At 64.0% G+C, this 23,927-nt stretch carries 22 protein-coding genes and 1 riboswitch; of the genes, 15 read left to right on the top strand and 7 right to left on the bottom strand.

The annotated features are described in order from the left end of the window. Nucleotides 1–113: 113 nt before the first annotated feature. Entirely contained in the window at nt 114–329 is a 216-nt protein-coding gene (locus tag NRS07_RS13405) for a DUF3820 family protein (RefSeq protein WP_259207692.1), read from the bottom strand. Between the two features lie 63 nt (nt 330–392). Between NRS07_RS13405 and NRS07_RS13400 the strand changes: the two genes are divergently transcribed. From NRS07_RS13400 to NRS07_RS13360, 9 genes are all read left to right on the top strand, one after another. Beyond that, nucleotides 393–812: a DUF1810 domain-containing protein gene (locus NRS07_RS13400; protein ID WP_259213241.1), complete on the top strand. Its 420-nt coding sequence runs from the start codon at nt 393–395 to the stop codon at nt 810–812. Nucleotides 813–1,023: 211 nt separating this feature from the next. Then, entirely contained in the window at nt 1,024–2,583 is a 1,560-nt protein-coding gene (locus NRS07_RS13395) for an NYN domain-containing protein (RefSeq protein ID WP_259207690.1), read from the top strand. A gap of 195 nt (nt 2,584–2,778) precedes the next feature. Continuing rightward, nucleotides 2,779–3,207 carry a hypothetical protein gene (locus NRS07_RS13390; protein WP_259207687.1) on the top strand — a complete coding sequence of 143 codons (429 nt, stop codon included), beginning with the start codon at nt 2,779–2,781 and terminating at the stop codon, nt 3,205–3,207. A 148-nt stretch (nt 3,208–3,355) separates the two neighbouring features. Beyond that, nucleotides 3,356–4,825, top strand: a complete 1,470-nt coding sequence (locus tag NRS07_RS13385; protein ID WP_259207684.1) for a sodium:solute symporter — start codon at nt 3,356–3,358, stop codon at nt 4,823–4,825. Between the two features lie 51 nt (nt 4,826–4,876). Then, nucleotides 4,877–6,736 carry a signal peptide peptidase SppA gene (gene sppA, locus NRS07_RS13380; protein WP_259207683.1) on the top strand — a complete coding sequence of 620 codons (1,860 nt, stop codon included), beginning with the start codon at nt 4,877–4,879 and terminating at the stop codon, nt 6,734–6,736. A 155-nt stretch (nt 6,737–6,891) separates the two neighbouring features. After that, entirely contained in the window at nt 6,892–9,030 is a 2,139-nt protein-coding gene (locus NRS07_RS13375; RefSeq protein ID WP_259207681.1) for a S46 family peptidase, read from the top strand. 101 nt (nt 9,031–9,131) lie between these two features. Then, nucleotides 9,132–9,725: a nicotinamide riboside transporter PnuC gene (gene pnuC / locus NRS07_RS13370; protein WP_259207678.1), complete on the top strand. Its 594-nt coding sequence runs from the start codon at nt 9,132–9,134 to the stop codon at nt 9,723–9,725. Then, a complete protein-coding gene (locus tag NRS07_RS13365) occupies nt 9,722–10,255 on the top strand; it encodes an ATP-binding protein (protein ID WP_259207675.1) in 534 nt (177 codons plus the stop codon). Before pnuC ends, NRS07_RS13365 begins: the two co-directional genes overlap by 4 nt. A gap of 90 nt (nt 10,256–10,345) precedes the next feature. Then, on the top strand, nt 10,346–11,326 hold the full coding sequence (locus tag NRS07_RS13360) for an HDOD domain-containing protein (RefSeq protein ID WP_259207673.1): 981 nt from the start codon (nt 10,346–10,348) through the stop codon (nt 11,324–11,326). 48 nt (nt 11,327–11,374) lie between these two features. Here the strand turns inward: NRS07_RS13360 and NRS07_RS13355 are convergent, their stop codons facing one another. The 3 genes from NRS07_RS13355 to NRS07_RS13345 all read right to left on the bottom strand — a co-directional run bounded on the left by NRS07_RS13355 (nt 11,375) and on the right by NRS07_RS13345 (nt 15,289). Beyond that, nucleotides 11,375–13,501, bottom strand: a complete 2,127-nt coding sequence (locus NRS07_RS13355; protein WP_259207670.1) for a TonB-dependent siderophore receptor — start codon at nt 13,499–13,501, stop codon at nt 11,375–11,377. A gap of 91 nt (nt 13,502–13,592) precedes the next feature. Beyond that, a riboswitch (TPP riboswitch) is annotated at nt 13,593–13,698 on the bottom strand. Nucleotides 13,699–13,863: 165 nt separating this feature from the next. After that, entirely contained in the window at nt 13,864–14,832 is a 969-nt protein-coding gene (locus NRS07_RS13350) for a VirK/YbjX family protein (RefSeq protein WP_259207668.1), read from the bottom strand. 202 nt (nt 14,833–15,034) lie between these two features. Further along, nucleotides 15,035–15,289: a hypothetical protein gene (locus NRS07_RS13345; protein WP_259207666.1), complete on the bottom strand. Its 255-nt coding sequence runs from the start codon at nt 15,287–15,289 to the stop codon at nt 15,035–15,037. A gap of 112 nt (nt 15,290–15,401) precedes the next feature. Between NRS07_RS13345 and NRS07_RS13340 the strand changes: the two genes are divergently transcribed. From NRS07_RS13340 to NRS07_RS13330, 3 genes are all read left to right on the top strand, one after another. Continuing rightward, on the top strand, nt 15,402–15,896 hold the full coding sequence (locus NRS07_RS13340; protein ID WP_259207663.1) for a type VI secretion system tube protein Hcp: 495 nt from the start codon (nt 15,402–15,404) through the stop codon (nt 15,894–15,896). Nucleotides 15,897–15,948: 52 nt separating this feature from the next. Then, nucleotides 15,949–16,368, top strand: a complete 420-nt coding sequence (locus tag NRS07_RS13335; protein WP_259207661.1) for a penicillin-insensitive murein endopeptidase — start codon at nt 15,949–15,951, stop codon at nt 16,366–16,368. A 525-nt stretch (nt 16,369–16,893) separates the two neighbouring features. Next, nucleotides 16,894–17,427 (top strand): hypothetical protein, encoded by a 534-nt coding sequence (locus NRS07_RS13330; RefSeq protein ID WP_259207659.1) that lies wholly within the window; start codon nt 16,894–16,896, stop codon nt 17,425–17,427. On the opposite strand, the gene NRS07_RS13325 is transcribed toward NRS07_RS13330, so the two are convergent. Both NRS07_RS13325 and NRS07_RS13320 read right to left on the bottom strand, forming a co-directional pair. Continuing rightward, complete coding sequence (locus tag NRS07_RS13325; RefSeq protein ID WP_259207657.1) at nt 17,424–18,098, bottom strand: SdpI family protein; 675 nt, start codon at nt 18,096–18,098, stop codon at nt 17,424–17,426. The two genes, NRS07_RS13330 and NRS07_RS13325, sit on opposite strands and share 4 nt — an antisense overlap. Further along, nucleotides 18,095–18,382: an autorepressor SdpR family transcription factor gene (locus NRS07_RS13320; protein ID WP_259207656.1), complete on the bottom strand. Its 288-nt coding sequence runs from the start codon at nt 18,380–18,382 to the stop codon at nt 18,095–18,097. The genes NRS07_RS13325 and NRS07_RS13320 overlap by 4 nt, the downstream gene beginning before the upstream one ends. 160 nt (nt 18,383–18,542) lie before the next feature. On the opposite strand from NRS07_RS13320, the gene NRS07_RS13315 reads away from it, so the two are divergent. The 3 genes from NRS07_RS13315 (at nt 18,543) to NRS07_RS13305 (ending at nt 23,447) form a co-directional block, all read left to right on the top strand. Then, nucleotides 18,543–19,391, top strand: a complete 849-nt coding sequence (locus NRS07_RS13315) for a PhzF family phenazine biosynthesis protein (RefSeq protein WP_259207653.1) — start codon at nt 18,543–18,545, stop codon at nt 19,389–19,391. A gap of 186 nt (nt 19,392–19,577) precedes the next feature. Next, on the top strand, nt 19,578–20,402 hold the full coding sequence (locus NRS07_RS13310; RefSeq protein ID WP_259207649.1) for a hypothetical protein: 825 nt from the start codon (nt 19,578–19,580) through the stop codon (nt 20,400–20,402). A 171-nt stretch (nt 20,403–20,573) separates the two neighbouring features. Continuing rightward, on the top strand, nt 20,574–23,447 hold the full coding sequence (locus tag NRS07_RS13305) for an EAL domain-containing protein (RefSeq protein ID WP_259213239.1): 2,874 nt from the start codon (nt 20,574–20,576) through the stop codon (nt 23,445–23,447). A gap of 37 nt (nt 23,448–23,484) precedes the next feature. On the opposite strand, the gene NRS07_RS13300 is transcribed toward NRS07_RS13305, so the two are convergent. Further along, on the bottom strand, nt 23,485–23,892 hold the full coding sequence (locus tag NRS07_RS13300) for a DUF4124 domain-containing protein (RefSeq protein ID WP_259207646.1): 408 nt from the start codon (nt 23,890–23,892) through the stop codon (nt 23,485–23,487). Nucleotides 23,893–23,927: the final 35 nt, after the last annotated feature.

Here is a 23,927-nt window from a genome sequence, read left to right as displayed (position 1 = left end):
GGGTTCTCGTTCATGGAGCGTATTGCGGTAACCGGGTAGTTTACCGGAAATCCGCCTCAACCGTGCGCCAGTCCCGACGCCGGCACCCCGGGGCACGGTGCGCCGCCGCCGTTTCAACGCGCGCGGCGCAGCGGATCGAGCAGGCTGCGCAGGTCGTTATGATCGAGTTCAACCATCAGGGCCAAGAGCTGGCCCAGTTCGCCGCGGGGAAAGCCCTCTCGCGCGAACCAGGCCAGGTAATGGCCGGGAAGGTCGGCGATCTTGCGGCCTTTGTATTTGCCGAAGGGCATCTCGCGCTCCAGCAGCAGGGGGAGGTGGTTAGTGTTCATCGTGCCGCACTTTAGCAAAACCCCGGAACGTTGTAGCATTTGAGCGACCAGGAGGTGATCATGATGCAAACCGACTTCGACCTCGAGCGTTTCGTCCATGCGCAGGCACCGGTGTACGCCACCGCGATCGCCGAGCTGCGCGCGGGCCACAAGCGCACCCACTGGATGTGGTTCATCTTTCCGCAAATCGCCGGACTAGGCCATAGCGACATGGCGCAGCGCTACGCACTGGCCAGCGGCGACGAGGCCGCGGCCTACCTGGCGCATCCGGTACTCGGGGCGCGCCTGCGCGAATGCGCATCGATCGTGGCCAGCCTCGACGGCCGCACGGCCGAAGACATCTTCGGCCACCCGGACGACCTCAAGTTTCGCTCATCGATGACGCTGTTTGCCGACGTGGCGCCGGACGAAGAAGTGTTTCAGGCCTGCATCGACAAGTACTACGACGGCGAACCCGACGACGCTACGCTGGCGCGCCTGTAGGCCGGTCGGCGAGGTTTTCTACCGAAAAGAGTTGCCCGGCCCGGGCTCGATGGCGCTGTTGGTCAGGGTAAATGGCCTGCAAGATAGGCAAAACGCCCAACCGGTCGTGCTTGCCCTTGGCCGTCCCGGATGCACGGGGAGCGCCAAGCACGAGCGTGTTGCGTATAATTCACCGTCAGCTCGTTCATCCATTACCAGAAAATAACAACTCATGGCATCTTCCGACAACATCAGCATGGCGGTGTTCTGCGACTTCGAAAACGTCGCTCTCGGCGTACGTGACGCCAACTACGAGAAATTCGATATCCGCCCGGTGCTCGAACGCCTGCTGCTCAAGGGCAGCATCGTGGTCAAGAAGGCTTATTGCGACTGGGACCGCTACAAGGCCTTCAAGGCCCCGATGCACGAAGCCAATTTCGAGATGATCGAGATCCCACATGTGCGCCAATCCGGCAAGAATTCGGCCGATATCCGATTGGTCGTCGATGCGCTCGACCTGTGCTACACCAAGTCGCACGTCGACACCTTCGTTATCATCTCCGGCGATTCCGACTTCTCGCCGCTGGTGTCGAAGCTGCGTGAAAACGCCAAGCGGGTAATCGGCGTGGGCGTCAAGCAGTCTACGTCCGACCTGCTGGTGGCCAACTGCGACGAATTCATCTTCTACGACGACCTGGTGCGCGAAGTGCGGCGTGTCGCCGCCAAACGCGACGAGCGCAAGGCCCAGCCGCAGAACAACAAGCGTCCGAGCGACGACAAGCGCAAAGAAGAGCTCGAAGCGCGCAAGGTGCAGGCCCTCGAGATGGTGGTCGAGACCTTCGATGCATTGATTTCCGAGCGCGGCGACACCGGCAAGATCTGGGCTTCGCTGCTGAAAGACACCCTCAAGCGCCGCCGTCCCGACTTCTCTGAAACCTACTATGGTTTCCGCACTTTCGGCAACCTGCTCGAAGAAGCGCAGAGCCGCGGCCTGTTCGAATTCGGCCGCGACGAAAAGTCGGGCACCTACGTATTCCGTAGCACCAATGCCCCGATGCCGATGCCGGTGCCAGAACTGGCGCCTGGCGACAGCGGCGAAGACGAGACCGATGTCCAGCCAGATGCCGCCGCCGAGGCCAAGCCAGAACCGCGCCGCCGCAGCCGTGGCGGTCGCAACAAGGGCGCCGGGCGCGGCGAAGCCGCCGACCAAACGGTGCCGGAAGCGGCCGAGCCGACGCCGGAAGCTGCCGAGCCAGTGCCGGCCGAGCCGCAAGCCGATCTTGCCGAGCCGGTGCAAGCCGCGCCGGAACCGCGCGCCCGCGGCCGCGGGGGACGCAATAGCTATCGTGGTGCGGCAGCAAGCGCGGCGCCGGAGCCGGCCCTGCCAGAGCCGAACGAGCAAGAAGCCGAGCTGGAGCCGGTCGCGGCGCCGCTGCCTGACGCGCCCCAACTCGAGCAGGCCGACGTGAAACCGGCAGTCAAGGAACGCCGCCGCGCTGCGCGCAAGCCGGCTGCGCGCAAGGCTGCCGCCGACACTACGGCACCAACGGAACCAACGGAACCGGCGCCGGAGGCGCAGGCGCAAGTCCAGGAAGTTGCTGAAGTCCGTCCGGCGGTGCCGGCTGCGGTGGCCTACGATCCCTACGACGAAGACGACGACACCAGCGACGACGTCGATGGCAACGTTGCCGAGGGCGCCATCGTGCGCAAGAAGTCCACGCGTCCGGCCCGCAAGCCGGCGGCGCGCAATGCGGCGCCGCGCGGACGTCGTCCGGCCAAGGCGAAAGAGTAAGCGCCAGCATCTTCGGCGGTAAAACAAGGGGGGGCGGTGCACTGGCATCGTCCCCTTTTTTTGTTCGCCGGGTGCCTGCGCAGCCGCGCACCGCGTGCGCCATCTCGCCGCGGCCAATGCGATAATCTCAGCGCCTGCCTGTGCGGGCCGACGGGGCATCCGCTCCGCACGGTAAGACCTCCCCGGGAGCCTGCCATGGACATCGTTGCCGCAGTTTCTTCTGCAATCGTGGCCTCGCTGCTGGCTGCGCCCCTGCAGGCCGCGCCGCCCGCCGACCATCCCATCGTCGGTATCTGGACGCTGAGTCTGCCCACACTAGGCTGCTCGGAAACCTACCGCTTCCGCGCCGACGGCACCACCCTGGTTACCAGCGCCGAAGAAGTCTCCGAGAGCCAATACCGCATTCCCGACAAGCCCAGCGCGAACGGCTTCTACCGGCTGGACGACCAGGTCGTCAAGGACAATGGCAAGAAAGACTGCGCCGGAGTCATCATGAAGGCTGGCGCCAGGGCCACCAATTTCATCCGCTTTCATCCGTCGGGCATGCTATTCCTGATGTGCGCCGACGAAACCATGACCAGCTGCATCGGGCCATTCCAGCGCGTCAAGGGCGAAGAAGCCTGAACCTTGGCGCGGCGCGCGTATATCGCTGCGTTGACTCCTTCCACCCTCGATAGCCATTGGCACCAATGGCGCCGGAGCCTTGCGGCATTCCCCGCGACTTCGCCAGCGTGTATATTGCTGGGCGAAACGACAACCGCATTGGAAATTCATGTCACCGGTACTCCTGTTTTGCATCCTCGTAGGCTATTTTCTATTACTGCTCGCGGTCGCCTGGGCTACCTCGCGCAACGCCAACAACGACAGCTTCTTCATTGGTAACAAGAGTAGCAACTGGATGCTGGTGGCCTTTGGTATGGTCGGCACCACGCTCTCCGGCGCCACCTTCATCAGCGTGCCGGGCGCAGTGGGAAGCGATGGTTTTGGATATGCCCAGATCTTGATCGGCTATGTAATTGGCTATATTGCCGTGGCCTATATCCTGCTGCCGCTGTACTACCGGCTCCAGCTGACGTCGATCTACCATTACCTCGACCTGCGCCTGGGGCGGCGTGCCTACCAGAGCGGGGCGGGCTTTTTCATTATCTCGCGCCTGCTGGGGGCCACCGCGCGCCTCTATCTGGTCGTGAATATCCTGCAGGCGATCATCCTCGACAGCCTGGGCGTGCCGTTCTGGATCACGACCCTGGTCATCCTCGGCATGATCCTGCTGTACACCTACCAGGGTGGTGTCAAGACCATCGTCTGGACCGACACCCTGCAGACCACCTGCATGCTGTTCGGCCTGTTCGCCTGCGTCTGGTTCCTGCTCGGCGAGCTGGGAATGTCGATCCCGGCCAGCCTCGACGCGCTGCAGTCGCAGGGCCTGGCGCGGGTCTTCACGACGGATGTCGACAGCCCGAATTTCTTCCTCAAGCAGATCATTGCCGGCATCTTCATCGTGCTGACCATGACCGGCATGGACCAGGAAATGATGCAGAAGACTATCTCGGTCAAGACGCTCAAGGATTCGCAGAAAAACCTGCTGACCCTGACCGCGGTGCTGGTGGTGGTGTTGATGAGCTTTTTGTTCCTGGGCGGGCTGCTCTACCTGTATGCCTCCATGGTCGGCCTTGGCGCTACCGGCGACAAGATCTTTCCAGCCGTGGTAATGGGCCACTTGCCCCCGACGGTACAGATCATCTTCCTGATCGCGCTGATCTCGGCGCTGTTCCCGAGTGCCGACGGCGCCATCACCGCGCTGACCTCGTCGTTCTGCATCGACATCCTCGGCATCAAGCGCCGCACCGACTTGACCGAGCAAGGCAAGGAGCGCCTGCGCCGCCGCGTGCACCTGGGCTTCGCAGCGGTGTTCCTGTTCCTGGTGATGGGCTTCAAGCTGGCCGACAGCCCGAGCATGATCGTCGTGATCCTGAAGCTGGCCGCCTATACCTATGGCCCACTGCTGGGCCTGTTCGCCTTCGGCATGCTGACGCGCCGCGCGCTGACCGACCACCTGGTGCCGTTTATTACGATCGGCGCGCCCATCCTTTGTGCCTTCCTTGAGTACAATCAGGCACTCCTGCTCGGTTCCTACCGCCTTGGGCTGGAATTGCTCATGGTGAATGGCATACTGGTGTTTGCCGGCCTTTATGCGATTTCGCATGAAGAAAAAGCCGGGACGGCTGCCGTCGTGGCCTGACACTGTGGCCTGACGCTGCGGCCAGATCAATGATTGACTTACGGAGTATCGATGGCTTTTAGACCTGTTAGAGCGCTGCGTCGCGGTTTCGGCATGCTGTGGAATGCGGTGGACATGACCCGCCGCACCGTGATGAACCTGCTGTTCCTGTTGATCGTGGCTTTCATCCTGATCGTCGCCTTCTCCGGCGGCGGCGTCAAGCCGATCGGCAGCAAGAGCGCGCTGGTGCTGGAGCTCAAAGGCGACCTGGTCGAGCAGCACGAGTCGAGCTTCCAGGACACCCTGCTCGACAGCGTCAGCGGCGACAGCAAGCGCAGCGTGCGCCTGCGCGATGTGCTCACGGTGCTGGAACAAGCCCGCACCGACAAGAGCATCACCACCGTGGTGCTGCTGCTGGACCAGATGGATGGCGGCGGCATGGCCATGCTGCGCGAAATCGGCAGCGCCATCGACCGCGTCAGGGCGTCCGGCAAGAAGGTCGTGGCCTGGGGCGGCAGCTACGACCAGAAGCGCTACCTGGTGGCGTCGCACGCCGACGAAATCTATGTCCACCCAATGGGCATGGTCATGATCGAAGGCTTCGGCGGGCGCCGCAACTATTACCGCGACGCGCTCGACAAGCTGGGGGTGACGGTCAACCTGATCAAGGTCGGCACCTACAAGAGCTTCGCCGAGCCGTATGTCGCTAATGGTCCCTCAGAGGCTTCCCAGGAAGCCGACCGCTTCCTGTACAACGCCTTGTGGCAGGACTACACCGCGCAGGTCGAGAACAACCGCAAGCTGCCGGCCGGCAGCGTCGCCACCTGGATCGAGACCCTGCCGCAGCAGATGGAAGCGGCCGGCGGCAATGCGGCGCGCGTGGCGCAGTCGGCCAAGCTGGTGGACGGCCTCAAGACCCTCGACGAAATCCGCGACATGCTGGTCAAGCGCGGCGAGTACGACGAGCGCATCAAGTCGTTCCGCCAGATCGGCTACCACGACTACCTTGGCCGCCAGCAGATTACGCCCTTCGGCGACGCCGTCGGTGTGATTGTCGCCTCGGGAAACATCACCGATGGCGCCAGCGGCCCGGGCGTGGTCGGCGGCACCACCACCGCCAACCTGATTCGCCAGGCGCGCGAAGACAAGCAGGTCAAGGCAGTGGTGCTGCGGGTCGATTCGCCGGGTGGCAGTGCCTATGGCTCGGAACTGATCCGCCGCGAACTGGAACTGACGCGCGCTGCCGGCAAGCCGGTGGTGGTGTCGATGGGCAGCGTCGCGGCCTCGGGCGGCTACTGGATTTCGATGGCGGCCGATGAAGTGATCGCCGACCCGGCCACCATTACCGGCTCGATCGGCGTGTTCACCATCTTGCCGACCGCCGAGAAGATCGGCGACAAGCTCGGTATCCATACCGGCGGCTATACCACCACCTGGCTGGCCGATGCCTACAACCCGCTGCGACCGATCGACCCGCGCTTCACGCAGCTGGTCCAGAGCAGCGTCAATCACGTCTACAGCGAATTCACCACCAAGGCCGCGGCGGCCCGTAATACCACGGTAGCCAAGATCGACGAAGTGGGCCAGGGCCGCGTCTGGACCGGCGCCCAGGCCAAGGAGCGTAACCTGGTCGACCGTCTCGGCAATTACCGCGACGCCCTCGACTCTGCGGCCAAACGCGCCAGCCTCGGTGCCGATTACCGCGTCGCCTATGTCGAGCGGCCGGTAACCAAGATCGAGCGCTTCCTGAACCTGATGGGAGCGTCCACCGTGCAGGCGGTGAACATCCAGGTCAGGCTTGGCCTGCTGGACGCGGCGCTGCCGGCCGGCCCGGTGAACCAGGTCATGCAGGACATGGCGTTTTTGAAGGACGTGGCCGGTGGCAGCAAGCCGTTTGCCGCCGTCACGCACTGTCTGTGCGCGACGCCATGACGGATCGGTAGGGCACAGGTTCGATGACAGGATCGTGGCAGCGGCCGGAACCCTTGCTGAGCGCTGCATTGGGCGTCAATACGCCGAAAAACGGCCTGTCACCCGGTCAACAAAGTTATACTCCCGGCTGCTTTTCCAATCATCCTGGGGTTATTTTGTTCAAATCAATCGTCTTGCCTGTCGCCTTGCTGGGCGCCGCGGCCTGCGCCGCCGCCGATGAAGGCCAGTGGCAGCCGCACCAGCTGCCGCAACTCAAATCCGAACTCAAGCGCATCGGCATCACCATGCCCGCCGAGAAGCTGGCCGACTTGGGCAAGCATCCGATGAGCGCGATCGTGTCGCTGGGCGGTTGCTCGGCCTCGTTCGTCTCGCCCGACGGCCTGGTGGTCACCAATCACCACTGCGCCTACGGCGCGATCCAGCGCAATTCGACCCCGGAAAAGAACTACATCGTCAATGGCTTCCTGGCCAAGACCCGCGCCGACGAACTGCCGGGCGGTCCGAACACGCTGGTGTACGTGACTGAAAAGGTCGAGAACGTCACCGGCCGCGTGCTCAAGGGTATCAGCCCATCGATGCCGGGCCGCGAGCGCCACGAGCTGGTGCAGTCGCGCATCAAGGCCTTGATCGCCGAATGCGAAACCGACAAGTCGACCCGCTGCTCGGTGCCGGCCTTCCATCGCGGCCTTGAGTACTACCGCGTCAAGCAGCTGATGATCCGCGACGTGCGCCTGGTGCATGCGCCGTCCGACCACATTGGCAATTTCGGCGGCGACATCGACAACTACGAATGGCCGCGCCAAACCGGCGATTATGCCTTCCTGCGCGCCTATGTCGGCCCCGATGGGCGCCCGGCCGATCCGTCGCCAGAGAACGTTCCATACAAGTCGAAAGACTTTTTGGTGGTATCGAGCCAAGGCCTGAAGAACGGTGACCCGATCCTGCTGGCTGGCTACCCGGGCCGCACCAGCCGCTACAAGCTGCCCGCGGAAATCCGCTTCGCGCGCGACATCGACTTGCCGGCCAAGGCTGCGAGCATCACCGCCGACCTGTCCGTGATCGCCGCCGCCACCCAGGGCAACCCGGCCTGGGACGTGCGTTATGCGAGCGTCGCCAAGAGCCTGAACAACGTGCTCAAGAAAACCCAGGGCCTGCTCGACGGCTTCGCGCGCAAGGATATCGCCGCCATCAAGGACGTGCAGGATGCCCAATTCCGCGCCTGGTATAAACAGAACGGCGATGGGTCCAGGAAGTTGCTGGACGAGCTCGACGCCGTGATCGCGCAGGATATGGCGCTGTCACGCCAGGAAGCTGCCTGGCTTGAGGCCACCCACAGCGACCTGCTCAAGAGTGCGCGTACCCTGTACCGTTTGGCGCTGGAACGCCAGAAACCGGATGCCCAGCGCGAAGCCGGCTACCAGGAGCGCGACCTGTCGTTCATCAAGGCGCGCCTGACCCGCCTCGAGCAATCGTTCGTGCCGAGCGTGGATGAAGCCCGCTACGGCGCCGCGCTGGCGCGCTACGCGCGGATCGACGCGAAGCTGCGCCCGCCAGGACTGGACGCGCTGCTGCCGGCACCGACTGCGCTCAACGCGATGGTCAAATCGAGCGAACTGAGCGACACCGCCAAGCGCCTGGCATGGATCGGCAAGGATCCGGAAGCCATGCGCCGGTCGAACGATCCCTTTATCGGGCTGGCGGTGCGCCTGCACGATACCGGCATGGCCCTGGAGAACCGCCGCAAGGAACTCGAAGGCAATCTCGAGCGCGTGATCCCGCAATACATGAGCGCCGTGATCGCCTGGAAGAAATCGCAAGGCAAGCCGGTCTACCCGGACGCCAACTCGACGCTGCGCGTGACCTTCGGCACCGTGGCGCCCTATGCGCCGCGCGACGGTTTGGTCAAGGGGCCGTTCACGACCGTTGAAGGCATTGCCGAGAAGGCTACTGGCAAGGAGCCGTTCATCGCCCCGGCCGCACTGCTCGAGGCGATCGAGCAGAAGCGCTATGGCGTATTCAAGGATGCCGCGCTGGGCACGGTGCCGGTGAACTTCCTGTCGAGCGCCGACACCACCGGCGGCAATTCCGGTTCCGCGGTGATGAACAAGCACGGTGAGCTGGTAGGCCTGAACTTCGATTCCACCTACGAATCGATCACCAAGGACTGGTATTTCGACAGCGCCATCACGCGCGCGATCCATGTCGATATCCGCTACATGCTGTGGGTGATGAAAGAGGTCGACCATGCCGACAATCTGCTTAAGGAAATGACGATCAAATACCCGAAGCGGTAAGCGGGTTTGGCACAGTGACAGGGCGCGGCGCACTCTTGGTGCCGCGCCCTTGAGCTATCCACGCCTGGCTGCTACCATCCGGCGTCTTCCGATCGGACTGCATGAACGACACGCTTAACTTCGCCGGACTGGCGACCACGCCGCTGGAACTCATCTCCTTTTTGCTGGCGATCACCACCGTGATCCTGAACATCCGACAGCTGCACTGGGCCTGGTTGTTCTCGATTGCGTCTTCCGCCACCTATGCGGTGGTGTTCTTCGATGCCAGGCTGTATGGCGACATGGGCCTGCAGTTCGTCTTCATCGCCGCCTCCGTCTGGGGCTGGTACCAGTGGCTGCACGGCGCGGCCGCGCAGCCACTGGTGGTAACGCGCCTCAAGCGCGCCGCCTGGGGCTGGGCGATTGCCGGCTGGGCCCTGGGTTACGCGCTGCTGGCGGCTTTCCTCGACCGTTTTACCGACACCGACGTGCCGCATGCGGACGGCTTCCTGACCGCCGGCAGCCTGCTGGGGCAGCTGCTGCTGGGCCGCAAGAAGGTCGAGAACTGGATCGTCTGGATCGTGGTGGACGTGCTCTATGTCGGCCTGTACGTGTTCAAGGGCCTGAACCTGACTGCCGTCCTGTACGCGCTGTTCGTGGTGCTGGCCTGTATCGGGCTGCGCGCCTGGTCGACGATCGCGCGGAGGGATGCATGAGCGCGAGCGCGGCGCCGGTGCGCAGGGTTGCGCTGTTGGGCGCCGAATCATCCGGCAAATCCACGCTGGCCGAGGCACTCGCGGCGCACTATCGAACCGTGTGGGTGCCCGAATACCTGCGCGAATTTGTCGACCGCCACGCGCGCGTCCCCTTCGAGAGCGACCAATACCCGATTGCCTGCACCCAGTTGGCACGCGAAGACGGGGCCGCCCTGCGCGCGCGCCGCTTCCTGTTCTGCGACACCACGCCCCTGATGACTGCCTTGTATAGCCGCCAGTACTGGGGCCGCGTCGATCCCCAGCTGGCCCGGCTCGACAGCCGGCACGACTACGCCTTCACCCTGGTCACCGCGCCCGACGGCCCGTGGGAGGCGGACGGCCTGCAGCGCGAATCGGAAGCAGTGCGCCAGCACGTGCACCGGATGCTGCTGGAAACACTCGAGGCCCGCGCCATTCCCTACCTGCTGCTGACCGGCGAGCTGCCCGGCAGGCTGCGCCAGGTCGAGGCCTTGCTGGGTCCTGCGCGCTGAATTCTCCGGTCAAGGAAACGCTCGCTGGCACTATGATTTGTTTCTGCACGGTATTAGAATAGATTTTTCTGTGATCGATGGCGGTGTATCGTGAAAAAATGGCTAGACCGCTTGATAGGCGGCACCAGCAAGGAGACCGATACGGCCCCCGGCGCCGGCGCCGGCGTAGCCGCGGCGGGCGACGGTGCCGAGATGGCGCTGGAGATCGATTCCGCCTATTACCGCTGGCTGACCGCGTCCTGCGGCACCAATGCCCGATCCGAGGTTGAAGCAGCCATCCTGGCCGAGGTGCATGCGCTGGCCGGTGATCCCGAGAATGCCTCTGGCCTGGTGCCGCGGATTCCCGACCTGGTGGCGCAACTGCTCAATGCCTTGTCGAACGAGAACATCTCGAGTGCGGCGGTGGCCGCCGAAGTGGGGCGCGACCTGGTGCTGGTGGCCGAAGTCATTCGCGAAGCCAACAGCGCCTATTACCGTCCGGCCAAGCCGATCGAAACGCTCGACGGCGCGGTGGCGATGCTGGGCCTGAACGGCCTGCGCATGCTGCTGGCGCGGATCGCGTTCCGGCCGCTGGTCAAGGTCAAGGTCCAGGGAGTGGCGCGCGCGGTGGCGCCATCGGTCTGGCGCCATTCCGAACGCTGCGCCTTCGCCGCCAGCGTGATGGCGCCGGGACTGTCGGCCAGCGTGTTCGAAGCCTACCTGGCTGGCCTGATGCAGAACGTCGGCCTGCAGGTCGCTTTCCAGGTCGCCGACCGCCATGGCGAAGGCAAGGTGCCGGCTGCGGGCAGCTTCGGAATCGCGCTGTTCGCGGCCAGCCGCCAATTGTCGTCGGTGATCGCGCAACATTGGGAGTTTCCCGCCGACGTGGTCGAGGCGATCGCGCGGGCCGGCGACGCCGACGCGCTGGATGCCACGCACCTGACGCAGGCCCTGGTCCAGGGCGACCGCATCGCCAAGCTGCGCCTGCTGCTCGACGCTGGCGTGATCGAGCCGGAGGACAGCTTCGTCAGTACCGGCTTGAACGGATTCCAGCGGCGCTGCCTGGGCAAGCTGGCCGACCTGGCCGATTAGCCTGGAAGCTGTTAGCCTGCCCTGCCTGGCGCAGGGCAGGTGCGTCGTTCAGAAGTCGAACTGGGCCGACAAGCGCAAGCTGCGCGGCGCGCCCGGCAGCAGGTAGCCGCCCAGCGACTGCGTCACGTCGCGCCAGTAGAACTTGTCGAAGACGTTGTCCACGCGGGCGCGCACGATCACATGGGTTGCGCCGAACTTGAGCGCATACGAGGCGCCTGCTCCGGCCACATGATAGCCCGGCACCACCGCACGGTTGGCAGGGTCGAAGGCCTTGCTGCCTGAATACTGCCACAGCGCGTGGACTTTCAGCCCGGCCACCGCCGGCACCGCATATTCTACCCACGCCGTCGACCGCAACTCGGGCACGTTGGTAACGCGCTTGCCCTCGACCGCGGCGTCGCCGGTGCCGTCCTGTCTTGCCTGCAGCGCCATCAGCGACAGGCTGTAGTTCAGGTCTGCATTGAGCCGGCCCTGCGCCGCCAGCTCCAGGCCGCGGTGCCGCTGCTGGCCGGCGCGCACGAAACTGCCGGCCGCGTCGACGTATTCCAGGCCCTGGCGGATATCAAACAGCGCGGCCGACACCATGGCGCCCCCCGCGAGGATGCCCTTGACACCCAGCTCGGCCTGTTTCGAGCGGCTTGGCGGCAACGCGCTGTTTTCATTGGTAGTGCCCATCTCGGCGATGCCGCCGTGCTGCAGGCCGTGGCTGAGCGACCCATAGACGCTCCAGTCGCGCAGCGGCTTGTAGACCAGCGCCACGCTCGGCAGCACGAAGTCGTCGTCGGCCCGGACCCATGGCTGGTCGATTTCCGCCAGCTCGTCGCGCTTGAGCCTGACGTAGCGCAGGCCGGTGTGCAGCGTGAACTGTTCCGACAGCGTCGCGACGTCCTGCACGAACAGCGCAGTCTCGCGGTCGCTGCGGCGTTCCTGCACCGGACCGGTGACCGGGTTGCCCGGGGCTGGATCGACCGGGCGGTTGAGGTAGATATTGCTGTAGCCGGCGTAGTCGTAGACGTATTCGCCGAAGCTGTCGTGGCGCTCCGATATGGCGGCGCCGACGGTCAAGGCATGGCGCACGGCGCCGGTGGCGAAGCGGCCCTGCAGCATGGCCTGCGCGCCCCACGGGGTCTTGCGTTCGCCGACACTCTGGTAGTCGTAGACGTCGTAGTCGCCGTTCGAGCAGTAGCCGGGGTAGAAGCCGTCGCCCTCGTTGCTGCAGCCGTAGGGGAAGGCGGTGTAGTCGTCGCGCTTGAACCAGTGCTTGTTGGCCTTGGCAGCAAGGTTCCAGTCGGCATTGATGCGGTAGTCAAAGCGCAGCCCGAGGTTGCTGGTGTCGGTTTCCACCGGCTTGGTCCAGGCCTGGGCATTGAGCAGCGTCCTGGGCGAGACGCCGGTCGGCAACGCCTCGTTGCGCAGCAGCTGGTAGCCTGGCGCCGTGATTTGCGAGCGGTGCTGGTGGTCGAGGTCCAGGCCGAGCAGGGCATCCGGGCTGAGCTGCCAGTCGAAGGCAAACGACACGAACTGGCGCTCGCCGTCGGCGCCGCGCACATAAGATTGAATGTCTTCGGCAGCGGCATTGATGCGGTAACCGAAGCGGCGGTCGGCGAAGCGCCCGCCCAGGTCGACCGACCCGTGCACGGTGCCGCGTTCGCTCAGCTCTAACAGGGCCGAGCGCAGCACGTTAGCGGTCGGGCGCTTGGTCACGAAATTGATCATGCCGCCCGGCGCCGCCACGCCTGCCTGCAGGCCGGCCAGCCCACGCAGGGTCTCGATGCGTTCCTTGTTCTCGAGCGGAATCGGAGCGTCGGCCGGAATCGCGATGCCGTCCTTGCGGTAGCTGGTGGCGTTGTCGAGTGCGAAGCCGCGGATCGAGAACTGCTCGGCATAACCGACCGCGTTGTAGGCGTCGCCCACCGAGGCGTCGAAGCGGGCCGCATCGGTGACGTTGCGGATCGACAGGTCTTGCATCTGGGCGCGGGTCAGGGCGCTGATCGCGGCCGGGGTATCAAGTAGTGCTGCGTCGCCAAAGCCGCCGATGCTGGCGCGGTCGCTGGCGACCCAGCGGCTACCGGTAACGACCACCGAGGCCACGCCTTCAGGCGTTTGCTGTGCGGATGCGGAAAACGCCTGCAGGACGGCGCAGGCAAGAACGGATTGCTTCAGGTTGAATGTCATGTGTTTGCTCGTCTTCGCGCACCACGGATGGCATCGGGCGCGCTGCTTTGATGAAAAGCCGGAGCCAACGTGGGGAAGGGCAAACAAGAATGGGCACTGCGTTGCGCTTTCCTTCGCTGGCATTATCCAGATCAGGTACGAAGGGACTCTCTCACCCGAAGCGCGCACATGCGCGTCCAGGACCCCTAGCGAGGCGGCAGTGTAGCACGGCTGCTTGCGCGCGTGGTGAATGTGGCAATGCAGGAATTGCGCAAGCACTGAAGATGCCGCGCCGCGCCGCGCAGGCAGTCAATTCTGCCCACACTGTGGGCTTGGACCAGCGCAGGTGTTCGGCGCAGGTGCGAGCCAGTAAAAAACCCGGCTCAGGCCTGCGCGGTTGCAGGCGTGCTCACCTTGTGCATCTGATCGGCCTGCGCCGGCACCATGTGGCGCAGCAGGGTGCTGCGGGTGGCGTCGCCGATCGTGCGCCAGTATTCGCGGCGCTGGGCGGCGCGCTTGCGGTGCTTGGACGGCATCTCTGACAGCGGCTTGAGGTAAAACGGAAGGGTGATCAGGTAGCCGCGCCCTGGCATCTCGGTGCCGCCAAGGACCTTCCAGAAGCCGTCGTAGGCGTTCTCGAAATGCTTGACGTCACGCGGGTTATAGGCGATGTGCGCGCTGCACTTGATGCCGATTACCCGGTCGATTCCAAGCGCCTGCGCCACGCCCTGCATGGCGGCGAAACAGAAAAAGCTGGGCGAATTGTTGGGGAAGGCCAGCTCGAAGGCGTCGAAGGCGGCGCCCGAGTCGATCCAGCGGCCCTGGTTGCGAGTGACGAAGGGCACGGTCGGCAGGTCGACGCCGGCCAGCCGGCCGTCAATCCAGGTGTACGACAGGCGGTGCAGGTACTTGCCGTCGGCGACCAGCGAGATGGTGAGGTCGCCCTCGGCATCGCCGCGCGGCGCCATCTCGAGTCGCAGCAGGAAACTGTGGCCGCCGCTGTCTTGCTGCCACAAGCAAAGTCCGCCGCTGCCCTTGGCGCCATAGACCAGCTGGTGGTAGGCGCTGCCGAAGGCGCTGTCTTCGAAGCGGTAATGCGACAGCACGCATTGCACGCGCTGGCGCGCGCTCAGTCCGGTTGCCAGGTAGCTGCGGTGGCTCAGGTGATGAAACAGGTCGTCATTGGGCGGGGCCGCAACAAAACGGCGCACCAGGTCGAGCCGGCACAAGGCCTGGTGCTCGCGCCAGTAGCGCAGCACACGCAGGCTGCGCACGACGCTGAGGATCCAGGAGGCGGGCGTGCTCTGGCCGCGGCGGGCGAGCAGGTGCCTGGCGAGATGAGCGAAAATCATGCGGGGCGCTCCAGTCGGCGACAAGTTGCGGACGCCGCGCTGGCGCCCAGTCGTTATCTCAATGCCCGCCGGAAAGGGCGGACTAGCTCAGCAGAAATTAGTTCTGAAAAGCATTATCTACCGAAAAGCTAGCTTGTGCCCGGATACTGCAGAGGAAAGTACCACGCAAAGCGCAAATGGAAGCCCAGGTCGGAAGAAGCGTTCATGTCGTCTCTTTCTTTATCTCTGGTGCGGGACTTTTTTCGCCTGACAATCGCGATAAGCCTAGCATGCTAGGGCGGCGCCACGCTTCGACTTCATCGCCGATCATTGAGCTAGAGCGAAACACACCGGAGGAGCGATCGCCGAACTTTTTCAGATTCCACAGCCCATGCACCGTCAGGATCGAGTCGATTTTTTTAATTTCAGATTTTTTAAATTCCAGATATGACCTTTTTATTCTTGCAACCTCGTCCATCTGTACTGGATGCCCATTGATCCTTGTCGCTTGTCCCCCTGTCTCAAGCCAAGTTCCATCCGGTAAGCTGAAGCAAGAATCACCACTTCTTTAACTTACAACGTGGTGCGTGATGGCGATTGATGTTTACCTTCAGATCGACGGGGTGAAAGGTGAAAGCACGGACTCAGCCTACCCCGGCTGGGTCGAGATTACGTCGGTACAATGGGGCGTCGTACAACCAAGGAGCGCCACAGCTTCCACGGCTGGGGGGCATACAGCCGAACGGTGCGAGCACAAGAGCATTGCGCTAACGAAGATTGCCGATCTTGCCTCACCCGTTCTCATGCAGAACTGCTCCTCCGGTAAGACGTTTCCGAAAGCGAAGTTGGTATTCATGCGTGCGGATGGGGACGGCAACCGGGTCAAGTATTACGAAGTCGAGCTTGCCAATGTCCTGATCGGCAGCATGGATCAGGTAGCCTACGAAGGAAGTGGCTTGCACGACGCATTCACGCTGAAATTTAGCAAAGTGAAGTGGACTTACACCCAGCAGAAGATATCCGGCGGCGCGGGCGGGAACACTTATGGTGGCTGGGACTTGTCCAGCAACCGGATTTCTTGCTGATCGGGGGGCTATGATGTCAGATGTTCCACCGCAGGACTCACGCGGCTTGTTCATGCTGCCGCAGGCCCCAGAGCAAGCAGGCTATTACGTCTATGGCACCCCGACACGAGGCAAGGCCCAATACGCGCATCCAAGCATGTTGACGTTGCTCCTTGCCGTGGAACGCGAATGGTCAGTTACAGAAACCCGCAACTTCGGCGTAGGCAACATCAGCGTTGATGGGGGCGCATTCTTCGGCCACCAGTCGCACCGCAAGGGGCTGGAAGTAGATTGCCGCCCGGTGCGAAAGGATGGACGGCATCTGCCGGTTACCTACAACAGCCCGGACTATGATTTAGCCGCCACAACCAAACTGATCGGGCTGTTCCGTGCTTGCGCAGCCGCTCCACTTGTCATCTTCTTCAATGATGTGCGAATTCCCGGCACTCGTCGGCTGACGAAGCACGATGACCATTTTCATGTTCAATTCTGACATTCAACAATAATGACAACGAAGGCGGTAATCATCACAGCAACGGCCCTGGCCTCTTTAGCGGCAGCCGCTGCCCAACAAGCGTGGGACGGCACCTACTCATCCTATACGGTGCACTACCTGATATATTCCGGCACCCTTAGCGAGAAACAGCCGCCTACACGGACCGACAAGCGGCTTTCGTTCGCTGTTCAAGGGCAGCTTGCAAAGGAAATGTTCGATGCAATCGGGCCTGATCTGAAGCTAGCCTGCGGAACGACGCTTGGAATGCGTCTGCGAGAGCGGGGGGATGTATCCTGTTCTTATGACAAGGATGATGCGAAGTCTCCCTACACCTGTCACTTCGGCATAGACCTTCGGAAGGGCAAGAGCATCGATGGTGCTACGTGCTGACACCTTAACACCTCGCTAACAGCCTGTCGTGCTTCTCGCGCCGCCCTTCTTGAGAGTGTGTGAAAAAACTTCAGAGCAAGGCGCATCGTCAAAGATACTACGCTAGTATGGCGGGACGAATGCAACGCAGCGATGGAGGATTTTTTCACAATTTCTCAGGCGGGCGAGATGACGAGCGGGCAGGTGGCCAAGATCCTGCTTTACCTCGGCGAGCAGCACGGCCTGGCGCCGTGCACCGATCCGGCGCGTCTGTGGATCCCCCAGCTGCAGCTGACCATCGCCGACCTGGCGATCCGCATCGGTGCGCTGCCCGTTTCGACGCACAATGAGCGCCGCCTGAGCGCGACCCGCCTGCGGGTGCTGGCGGCGCCCGCTTATCTGGCGCGGTACGGCGCGCCGGTCGATACCGCGTCCTTGCCGGCGCACCGCACGCTCGGCGTCACCGCGTCGAGCGGCGAGACGGTGCGCCACCTGGCGCTGGCCGGCGCCGGCATCGCCTCGCTAGCAGATTTCCTGACCCAGGCCGACGTCGCGGCCAGGCGGCTGGTCTGCCGGTGTGGGCGGTGTTCTATAAACAGGGCGCGCTGGCGCTGCGGGTGGCGGCGCTGGTGGATTTCCTGGCGCGGCGCTTGTCGGGGGTCTTGGATCGTTGAGGGGGCAGGCTAAGCCTCGAGCGTCCCGGCCCGCTCCAGCCGCTTGTAATACACCAGCGAGTATGCCACCGGCGCCAGTGCGCCGCCGGCCAGCGCCGCCACTGCCAGCGCGCTTGGCCAGTCGGCCAGCGCCACGACCAGCGCCAGCATGCCGCCCGTGACCATCGTCTTGGCGGCGAACCGGTGCGTCGCATACCAGACCCGTTCGTTCGACAGTGTCCAGGGGGTGCGCACGCCAAGCCAGAAATTGCGGCGCACTTTACCCGTCACGTTACCGGAAAAGATAAAGAACATGCCCATCCCGCCCAGCAAGGCGCGGTCGACATCGAAGCCGGGTTTCCACGCTCCCCAGAGATGAACGAACTGGACGTAGGCCAGACAGGACAGCGACACCATCCCGAGATACCACCAGGTAGACTCGAACTGGTCCACGGCGAAGCGCTTTGGCGACAGCTTCGGCAGCACCAGCCACAACACGCCAACCACGACCATGAACGCCATATGCAGCAACACCGTGGCGCGCGGGGCCCAACGGTCGGCTTGGCCATCGGCATTCCAGTGCACCGGTATCAGCGAAGGCAATTCGGGATATAGCGTGAGGACCAGGTTCAGCGTCAGTAGCGTCACTGCAAGGAACAGCAGCAAGAAGCTTTTCCACAGCGGCTTGGTGCCGGGTTTGTTCATGTCTTGTCTCCTTCGGCGCCCCGCGCCATGTCCATCGACCAGGCCAGCACGTCTTCGAGCACCGTCGTGTTGAGGCAATACCAGATGGTCTGCCCTTCGCGCCGGCTGCTTATCAGGCCTGCCGCCTTCAGTACCGAAAAATGATGCGACATGGTCGGCTTGGTCATTTCGAACCGCGCCGCCACGTCGCCCGCGCTCATCTCTTCAGTTCGCAGCAGGCGCAGGATCTCGCGCCGCGTCGGATCGGCGATCGCCTTGAACACCTCGTTCAGCGGTCCGGCCATGTTAGGTCGCCTTCTAATTAGATGAGTGTCTAATTATTATCCGCGACTGGCTGCGGCGTCAAGTCGTGCTGGGTCGGGCCGGGCTGTGCGCAAGCACACCATGCCTGGCCGGACTGGCGCCTGCGCTATGATGCGGGTTCCTCAATCAGCAAGGACGGGCATGGCCGGCAATGCGCACCTGGACGATATCCTGCGGATAGCGGCGTTCGACGATGCCGGCCGGGGCGGCAATCCGGCTGGCGTCTGGCTCGGCACTGCATTGCCGCCCGCGGCCGACATGCAGCGCCTGGCCCATACGGTCGGGTTTTCGGAAACCGTGTTCGCCGCACCCGAAGGCGACGGCTGGCGGGTGCGCTATTTCTCGCCCGAGTCCGAGGTGCCGTTCTGTGGCCACGCCAGCATCGCGCTGGGCGCGGCGCTGGCGCGGCGCTTTGGCGATGGCTGTTTCACGCTGGCGCTCAACACCGGGTCCATCACGGTCGAGGGCAGGGTAGCCGGCGCTGGCGTGGCGGCCAGCCTGCTGTCGCCCCCCACCCGCAGCGCGCCGGCGCCTGGCGGCCTGGTCGACGAAGCGCTGGCATTGTTCGGGTACAGCCTGGCCGATCTCGACGGGCGCATCGCGCCGGCCCTGGCCCATGCAGGGGCCGACCACCTGGTACTGGCGCTGGCCAGCCGCGCGCTGCTCGCGCGCATGCGCTACGAACTCGACGCCGGGCGGCGCCTGATGCACCGGCATGGCCTGGTGACAGTCGTGCTGGCCTGGGCCGAACATGCGCGGCTATTTCATACCCGTAACGCGTTCGCTTCGGGCGGGGTGCTGGAAGACCCGGCCACCGGCGCCGGCGCCGCCGCGTTCGCCGGCTATCTGCGCGATCTCGGCTGGCCGCATGGCGGACGCATCGACATCGTGCAGGGCGAGGACATGGGCATGCGCTCGCGCTTGAGCGCCGCGATCGGGCCGGAACCGGGCAGCGCCATTCGGGTAGCTGGCACTGCCCGCATGCTATGACCTGGCTGCAAGATGCGCTTAAACGAACATGCGTCACCATGATTTGATGTAGGACAAATCTTGCACATCCGTAGGACAAGCAGACAGCATAAAGTGCGCCTGCTCAGCAATTAGATTGCTAGTGGACGGATTGATAATTTGATTCAGACATTCTGTTTCATTTCTTCAATCAAGGATACCCACGCCATGTCGCTGCTCGTCCGAACCGTCTCCAGCCCCGCCAGTGCACCCACACGCGCCGTCCGCGAATTTGCCGCGGCGGGCCGCGTCGTCGAGCGCCTGCCTTTCACGATTCGCCGGGTCGAAACGCAGGCCGACCTGTTAAAGGCGGTCCGGGTTCGCTACGCGGCCTACGTACGTCACGTGCCAGAATTTGCCCGTACCTTGGCCGAGCCGGAAGCAGCCGACTACGACGACGACACCGTCGTGCTGCTGGCCGAGTCCAAGCTCGACGGTTCGGCGCTGGGCAGTACCCGTATCCGCACCAACCTGTACCGTCCGCTCGGGGTAGAAACGTCGATCGACCTTCCGGATTGGCTGCAGGGGCGGCGCCTGGCGGAAGCGACCCGCCTTGGCGTCGGCGACGGCCGTGTCGGCCATACGGTCAAGCTGGCACTGCTCAAGGCCTGCTTCATGTATTGCCAGCAGCATGCCATCGATTTTTCGGTGGCCACCGGCCGGCCGCCGGTCGATCGCCAGTACGAGCAACTGCTGTTTACCGACGTGTTTCCGGACCAGGATCTGGTGCCGCTGCGCCACGTTGGCAACATCCCGCACCGGGTAATGGCCTTCGAGATCGCCAGTTTCGAGCAGCGCTATGCCGATGCCGGCCATCCCTTGCTTGGCTTTTTCTTTCATACCCACCATCCGGACATCGGCATCGGCCCGGCCGTTGCGCCGCCACCGGCGCCGGCGCTGAATGCGAGTAGCGTGGCAAAACCTGCGGCAGCGCTGGCGGCAAGGCCGGCGCCAGGCCCGTCCCTGCGCGGACACGAATACGCATTTGCCTGACACATATTGCATGACGGTATCAGTGTAAAGCTGTATCCTTGCGCTTTGGCGCTACCCCGTCACAGGGGGACGCATTCGACCGCACCGATACTGCCTATGCCGATATCAACACCCACACGCCGATCTTCGCTCGCCGCAGCTGCACACGCGGTGGTAGAGCGGGTGTTGAAGATGTTCGCCTACTACCTGATTCCGCTCGGAATCGGCATTGTCTCTTTCATCGCGCTGGTGTTCTGGCAGAACCAGTACCGCACCACGGGCGAGGTCCCGCTGTCGATGTATGTCACGGTGCAGACCGAAGCAACGCTGGCGCCCGGCGCCGCGCTCGCCCGCGCCGAGGCGGGCAGCCTGGTCAGCGGGCACGACACCCACCTGTCCGAAGCGCCAGTCTGGTTTGCCTTTGAACCGATGCCGCGCGCAGGCAGCCAGATTGTCGAATTCGCGTCGCGCCACGCCCAGGATGTCGCCTGCTGGAATGCTGGCAACCTGGCCCCGCTCGGCGCCGCCACGCGCGACGCCGGCAGCGGCGCGATCGCAGGCGCGAAAGCCGGCTTCGCGCTCAAGCTGGCGCCGCTGCCGCCCCGGCTGCTGTGCCGCGCCACGTTCGCCGGCCCGGCGCGCTTGTCGGTGCTGCAATGGCCAGCCGACCAGTTCGCGCTGTCGGTCGAACAATACCACCGCAAATCGGGACTGCTGGACGGCGGCATGCTGGTGCTGGCGCTGTTCATCCTGATCACGGCCCTGATCAACCGCCAGCCCCTGTATGTGCTGTTCGCCGGTTGGCTGGTTCTCAACCTGCGGGTCGGCGCGCTGTCGGCGGGCTGGGATATCCAGTGGCTGGGCCAGACGATGCCGTCCGAATGGCTGCTGCTGAGCCGCTCGTTGACGATCACGCTGTACGGCATCGCCACACTTACCCTGTATCAGGCGCTACTGCGTGAAAACATCGCGGCAATGCGGTATGTGCTGCCGATGCGCATTATGCAATGGCTGTGTTTGCCGATGCTGGCGGCCGCGGTGTTCTTGCCGTATGGCGTTTACTTGCCGCTGCTATGGGGCATCACGGTGTGCTGCTTCTCGGTGATGACGGTAGGGCTGTTCAAGATCATTGCGGAATCGCGCAACCGCGTCGCATCTTGGTTCGCGGCGTCGTTCGCTGTCAGCTTCCTGGCTACCATCGCCGAAGTTGCGGCGGCCGCGCTCGGTGTGCGCGAGCTGCTGGGCATCATCAACAGTGTCACCGCTGCGCTGGCGTCGAGCCTGCTGGCGGCGCTGGCGGTGGCCGAACAGATGCGCCACGAGACCGAGCAGCGCGAAGCTGCCCAGCAGGAGCTGGAACACGCCTATCAGGCGATGCCGGTCGGTTTGTTCACGCTCGACATGTACGGCCATTTTTTGAGCGTCAACCCGGCCCTGCAGAAGATGCTGGGCATGTCGAGTTTTGTGGCGGGCCGCACCGCCTGGCGCCAGTTCTTTACTGAAAGCACCTGGACCGCGCTGCACGAGCAGGTGCATGCCAGGGCCGAGGCCGAGATGGAGCTGACCAGCCGCGACGGCAGCCAGCGCTTCCTGGTCAGCGCCACGCTGGCGCGCGCCCGCGTCGAGGGGGTACTGCAGGATACGACCGAAAAGCACAAGGCGACCGAGCAGTTGCAGTTCATGGCCAATAACGACCCGTTAACCAAGGTGTACAACCGGCGCGGCATCGAGGGCGCGTTCGCGCTTGCCGGCGGTGGGCTCGCCGCCGGCAAGCCGATGGCGCTGGCCTATGTCGACCTGGACCGTTTCAAGCTGATCAATGACCTGTTCGGCCATGCGGCCGGCGACGAAGTGCTCAAGCAGGTGTGCGAGCGGATGGCAACCATGCTGGCCGGCGGCCAACAGATCGGGCGCGTCGGTGGCGACGAATTCGTGGTCCTGATGCCGGAAACGGCAATTCCGCTGGCCTCGATCATCTGCCGCGGCATTGTCGACCGCCTCGGCAACACGCCTTACCGCGTGGGCGACAAGGCTTTTCATGTGCGCGCTTCGGTCGGCCTGATTGAAGTCACTCCCGGTATCGCCATGAAAGATGCCGTATCCACCGCCGATCGCGCCTGCCGCGAAGCCAAGCTGGGGACCGGCGAGGGGCTGGTGGTATACGAACGCGGCGCCGATGCTTTTGTTCAGCGCGCGGCCGAGCTGGACATGGTGGCGCGCCTGTCGGCCAACAACGCTACCGACAGCCTGCTGCTCGAAATGCAGCCGATCATGTCGCTTACCGACCCGCGCGACTCATTGAATTTCGAGGTGCTGCTGCGCATGCGCGAAGCCAACGGCCGCATCGTCCCGGCCGGCGCAATCATTGCCGCGGCCGAGAAAAGCGGCCGAGCCAGCGTGATCGACCGCTGGGTGCTGTCCACTACGCTGGCCTGGATCGCCGAACATGCCGATCGCCTCGTCAATACCCGCTTCGTGTGCATGAACCTGTCGGGGGCGTCGCTCAACGACGAGCGTTTTGTGCAAGACACTTTTGAGATCCTGGGCCGCTACGTGCACGTGGCCAGCCGCCTGTGCCTGGAGATTACCGAGAGCGTGGCGCTGCACGACCTGGACAACACGCGCCGCTTCATCGACCAGGTGCGCAGCTTCGGCGTGAAGGTGGCGCTGGACGATTTCGGCGCCGGCTATACCTCGTTCTCCTACCTCAAGGAGTTGCCGGCCGACGTGCTCAAGATCGACGGCAACTTCATCGTCAACATCAACGCCCATCCGGCCAATGTGGCAATCGTCGAGGCCATTGTCAGCCTGGCGGTGAACCTGGGCATGAAGACAATCGCCGAGTGGGCCGAAGATGCCGCCACCGTGCAGACGCTGTCGGAGATCGGTGTCGACTATGTGCAGGGCTGGGCGGTGTCGCGTTCGCAGCCGCCGGAGCGTCTGCTCGAGGCCAGGTCGTCGGCCGATTTCATCACCGACCCCGAAGTGCTGGACGTGCTGGCGGCGATTGCTGGCCGCTCACAGCCGCACCTGGCAAGCGTGACGCGCTTGCATGATGTGCATTGAGCCGCCGTTCCACAGTCTGCGAAACAGCCGGGCAGTGTTAGTCCAGCGTTGCCAACCGCTGTCGCGGCGCCGCATCGAGCATTAAGAACTGCGCCCGCGCCGCCTTGAGCGTGGCGACGTCGCGCATCAGCGGCCTGGCCTTGACGCGCGGCGCGAGGTGGCTACGATGCACGGGCGGCGGCGGCAGCATGCGCTGTTCGGACGCGGGCGGATGCACATCGGCGCGCGACAGGCTGGCGCCGGCATCTGCATCGGCATCGGCACCGGATGGGACATCGGCGCGGGCCAGGCGCACGGTGGCGGCGGCGCTGTCGCATGCCTGGTCGGTGAGCGTGACATGGCCGGCGCCGTCGACGCACTTGACGATCTCGGATCCGGCAAAGGCGCCAGGCGCGGTGAGGGTGGTGGCTGCAATAATAAGGCTAAGGCAGAGATGACGCTTCATGGTCGACTCCTTGTTCTTGAGCCTCCATTATTAGT

This window comes from Massilia sp. H6 (genome assembly GCF_024802625.1).
Classification (GTDB): Bacteria; Pseudomonadota; Gammaproteobacteria; order Burkholderiales; family Burkholderiaceae_D; genus Telluria.
The sequence above is the reverse complement of the archived record's forward strand: the minus strand, read 5'-3'. Positions and strand labels throughout refer to the sequence as shown.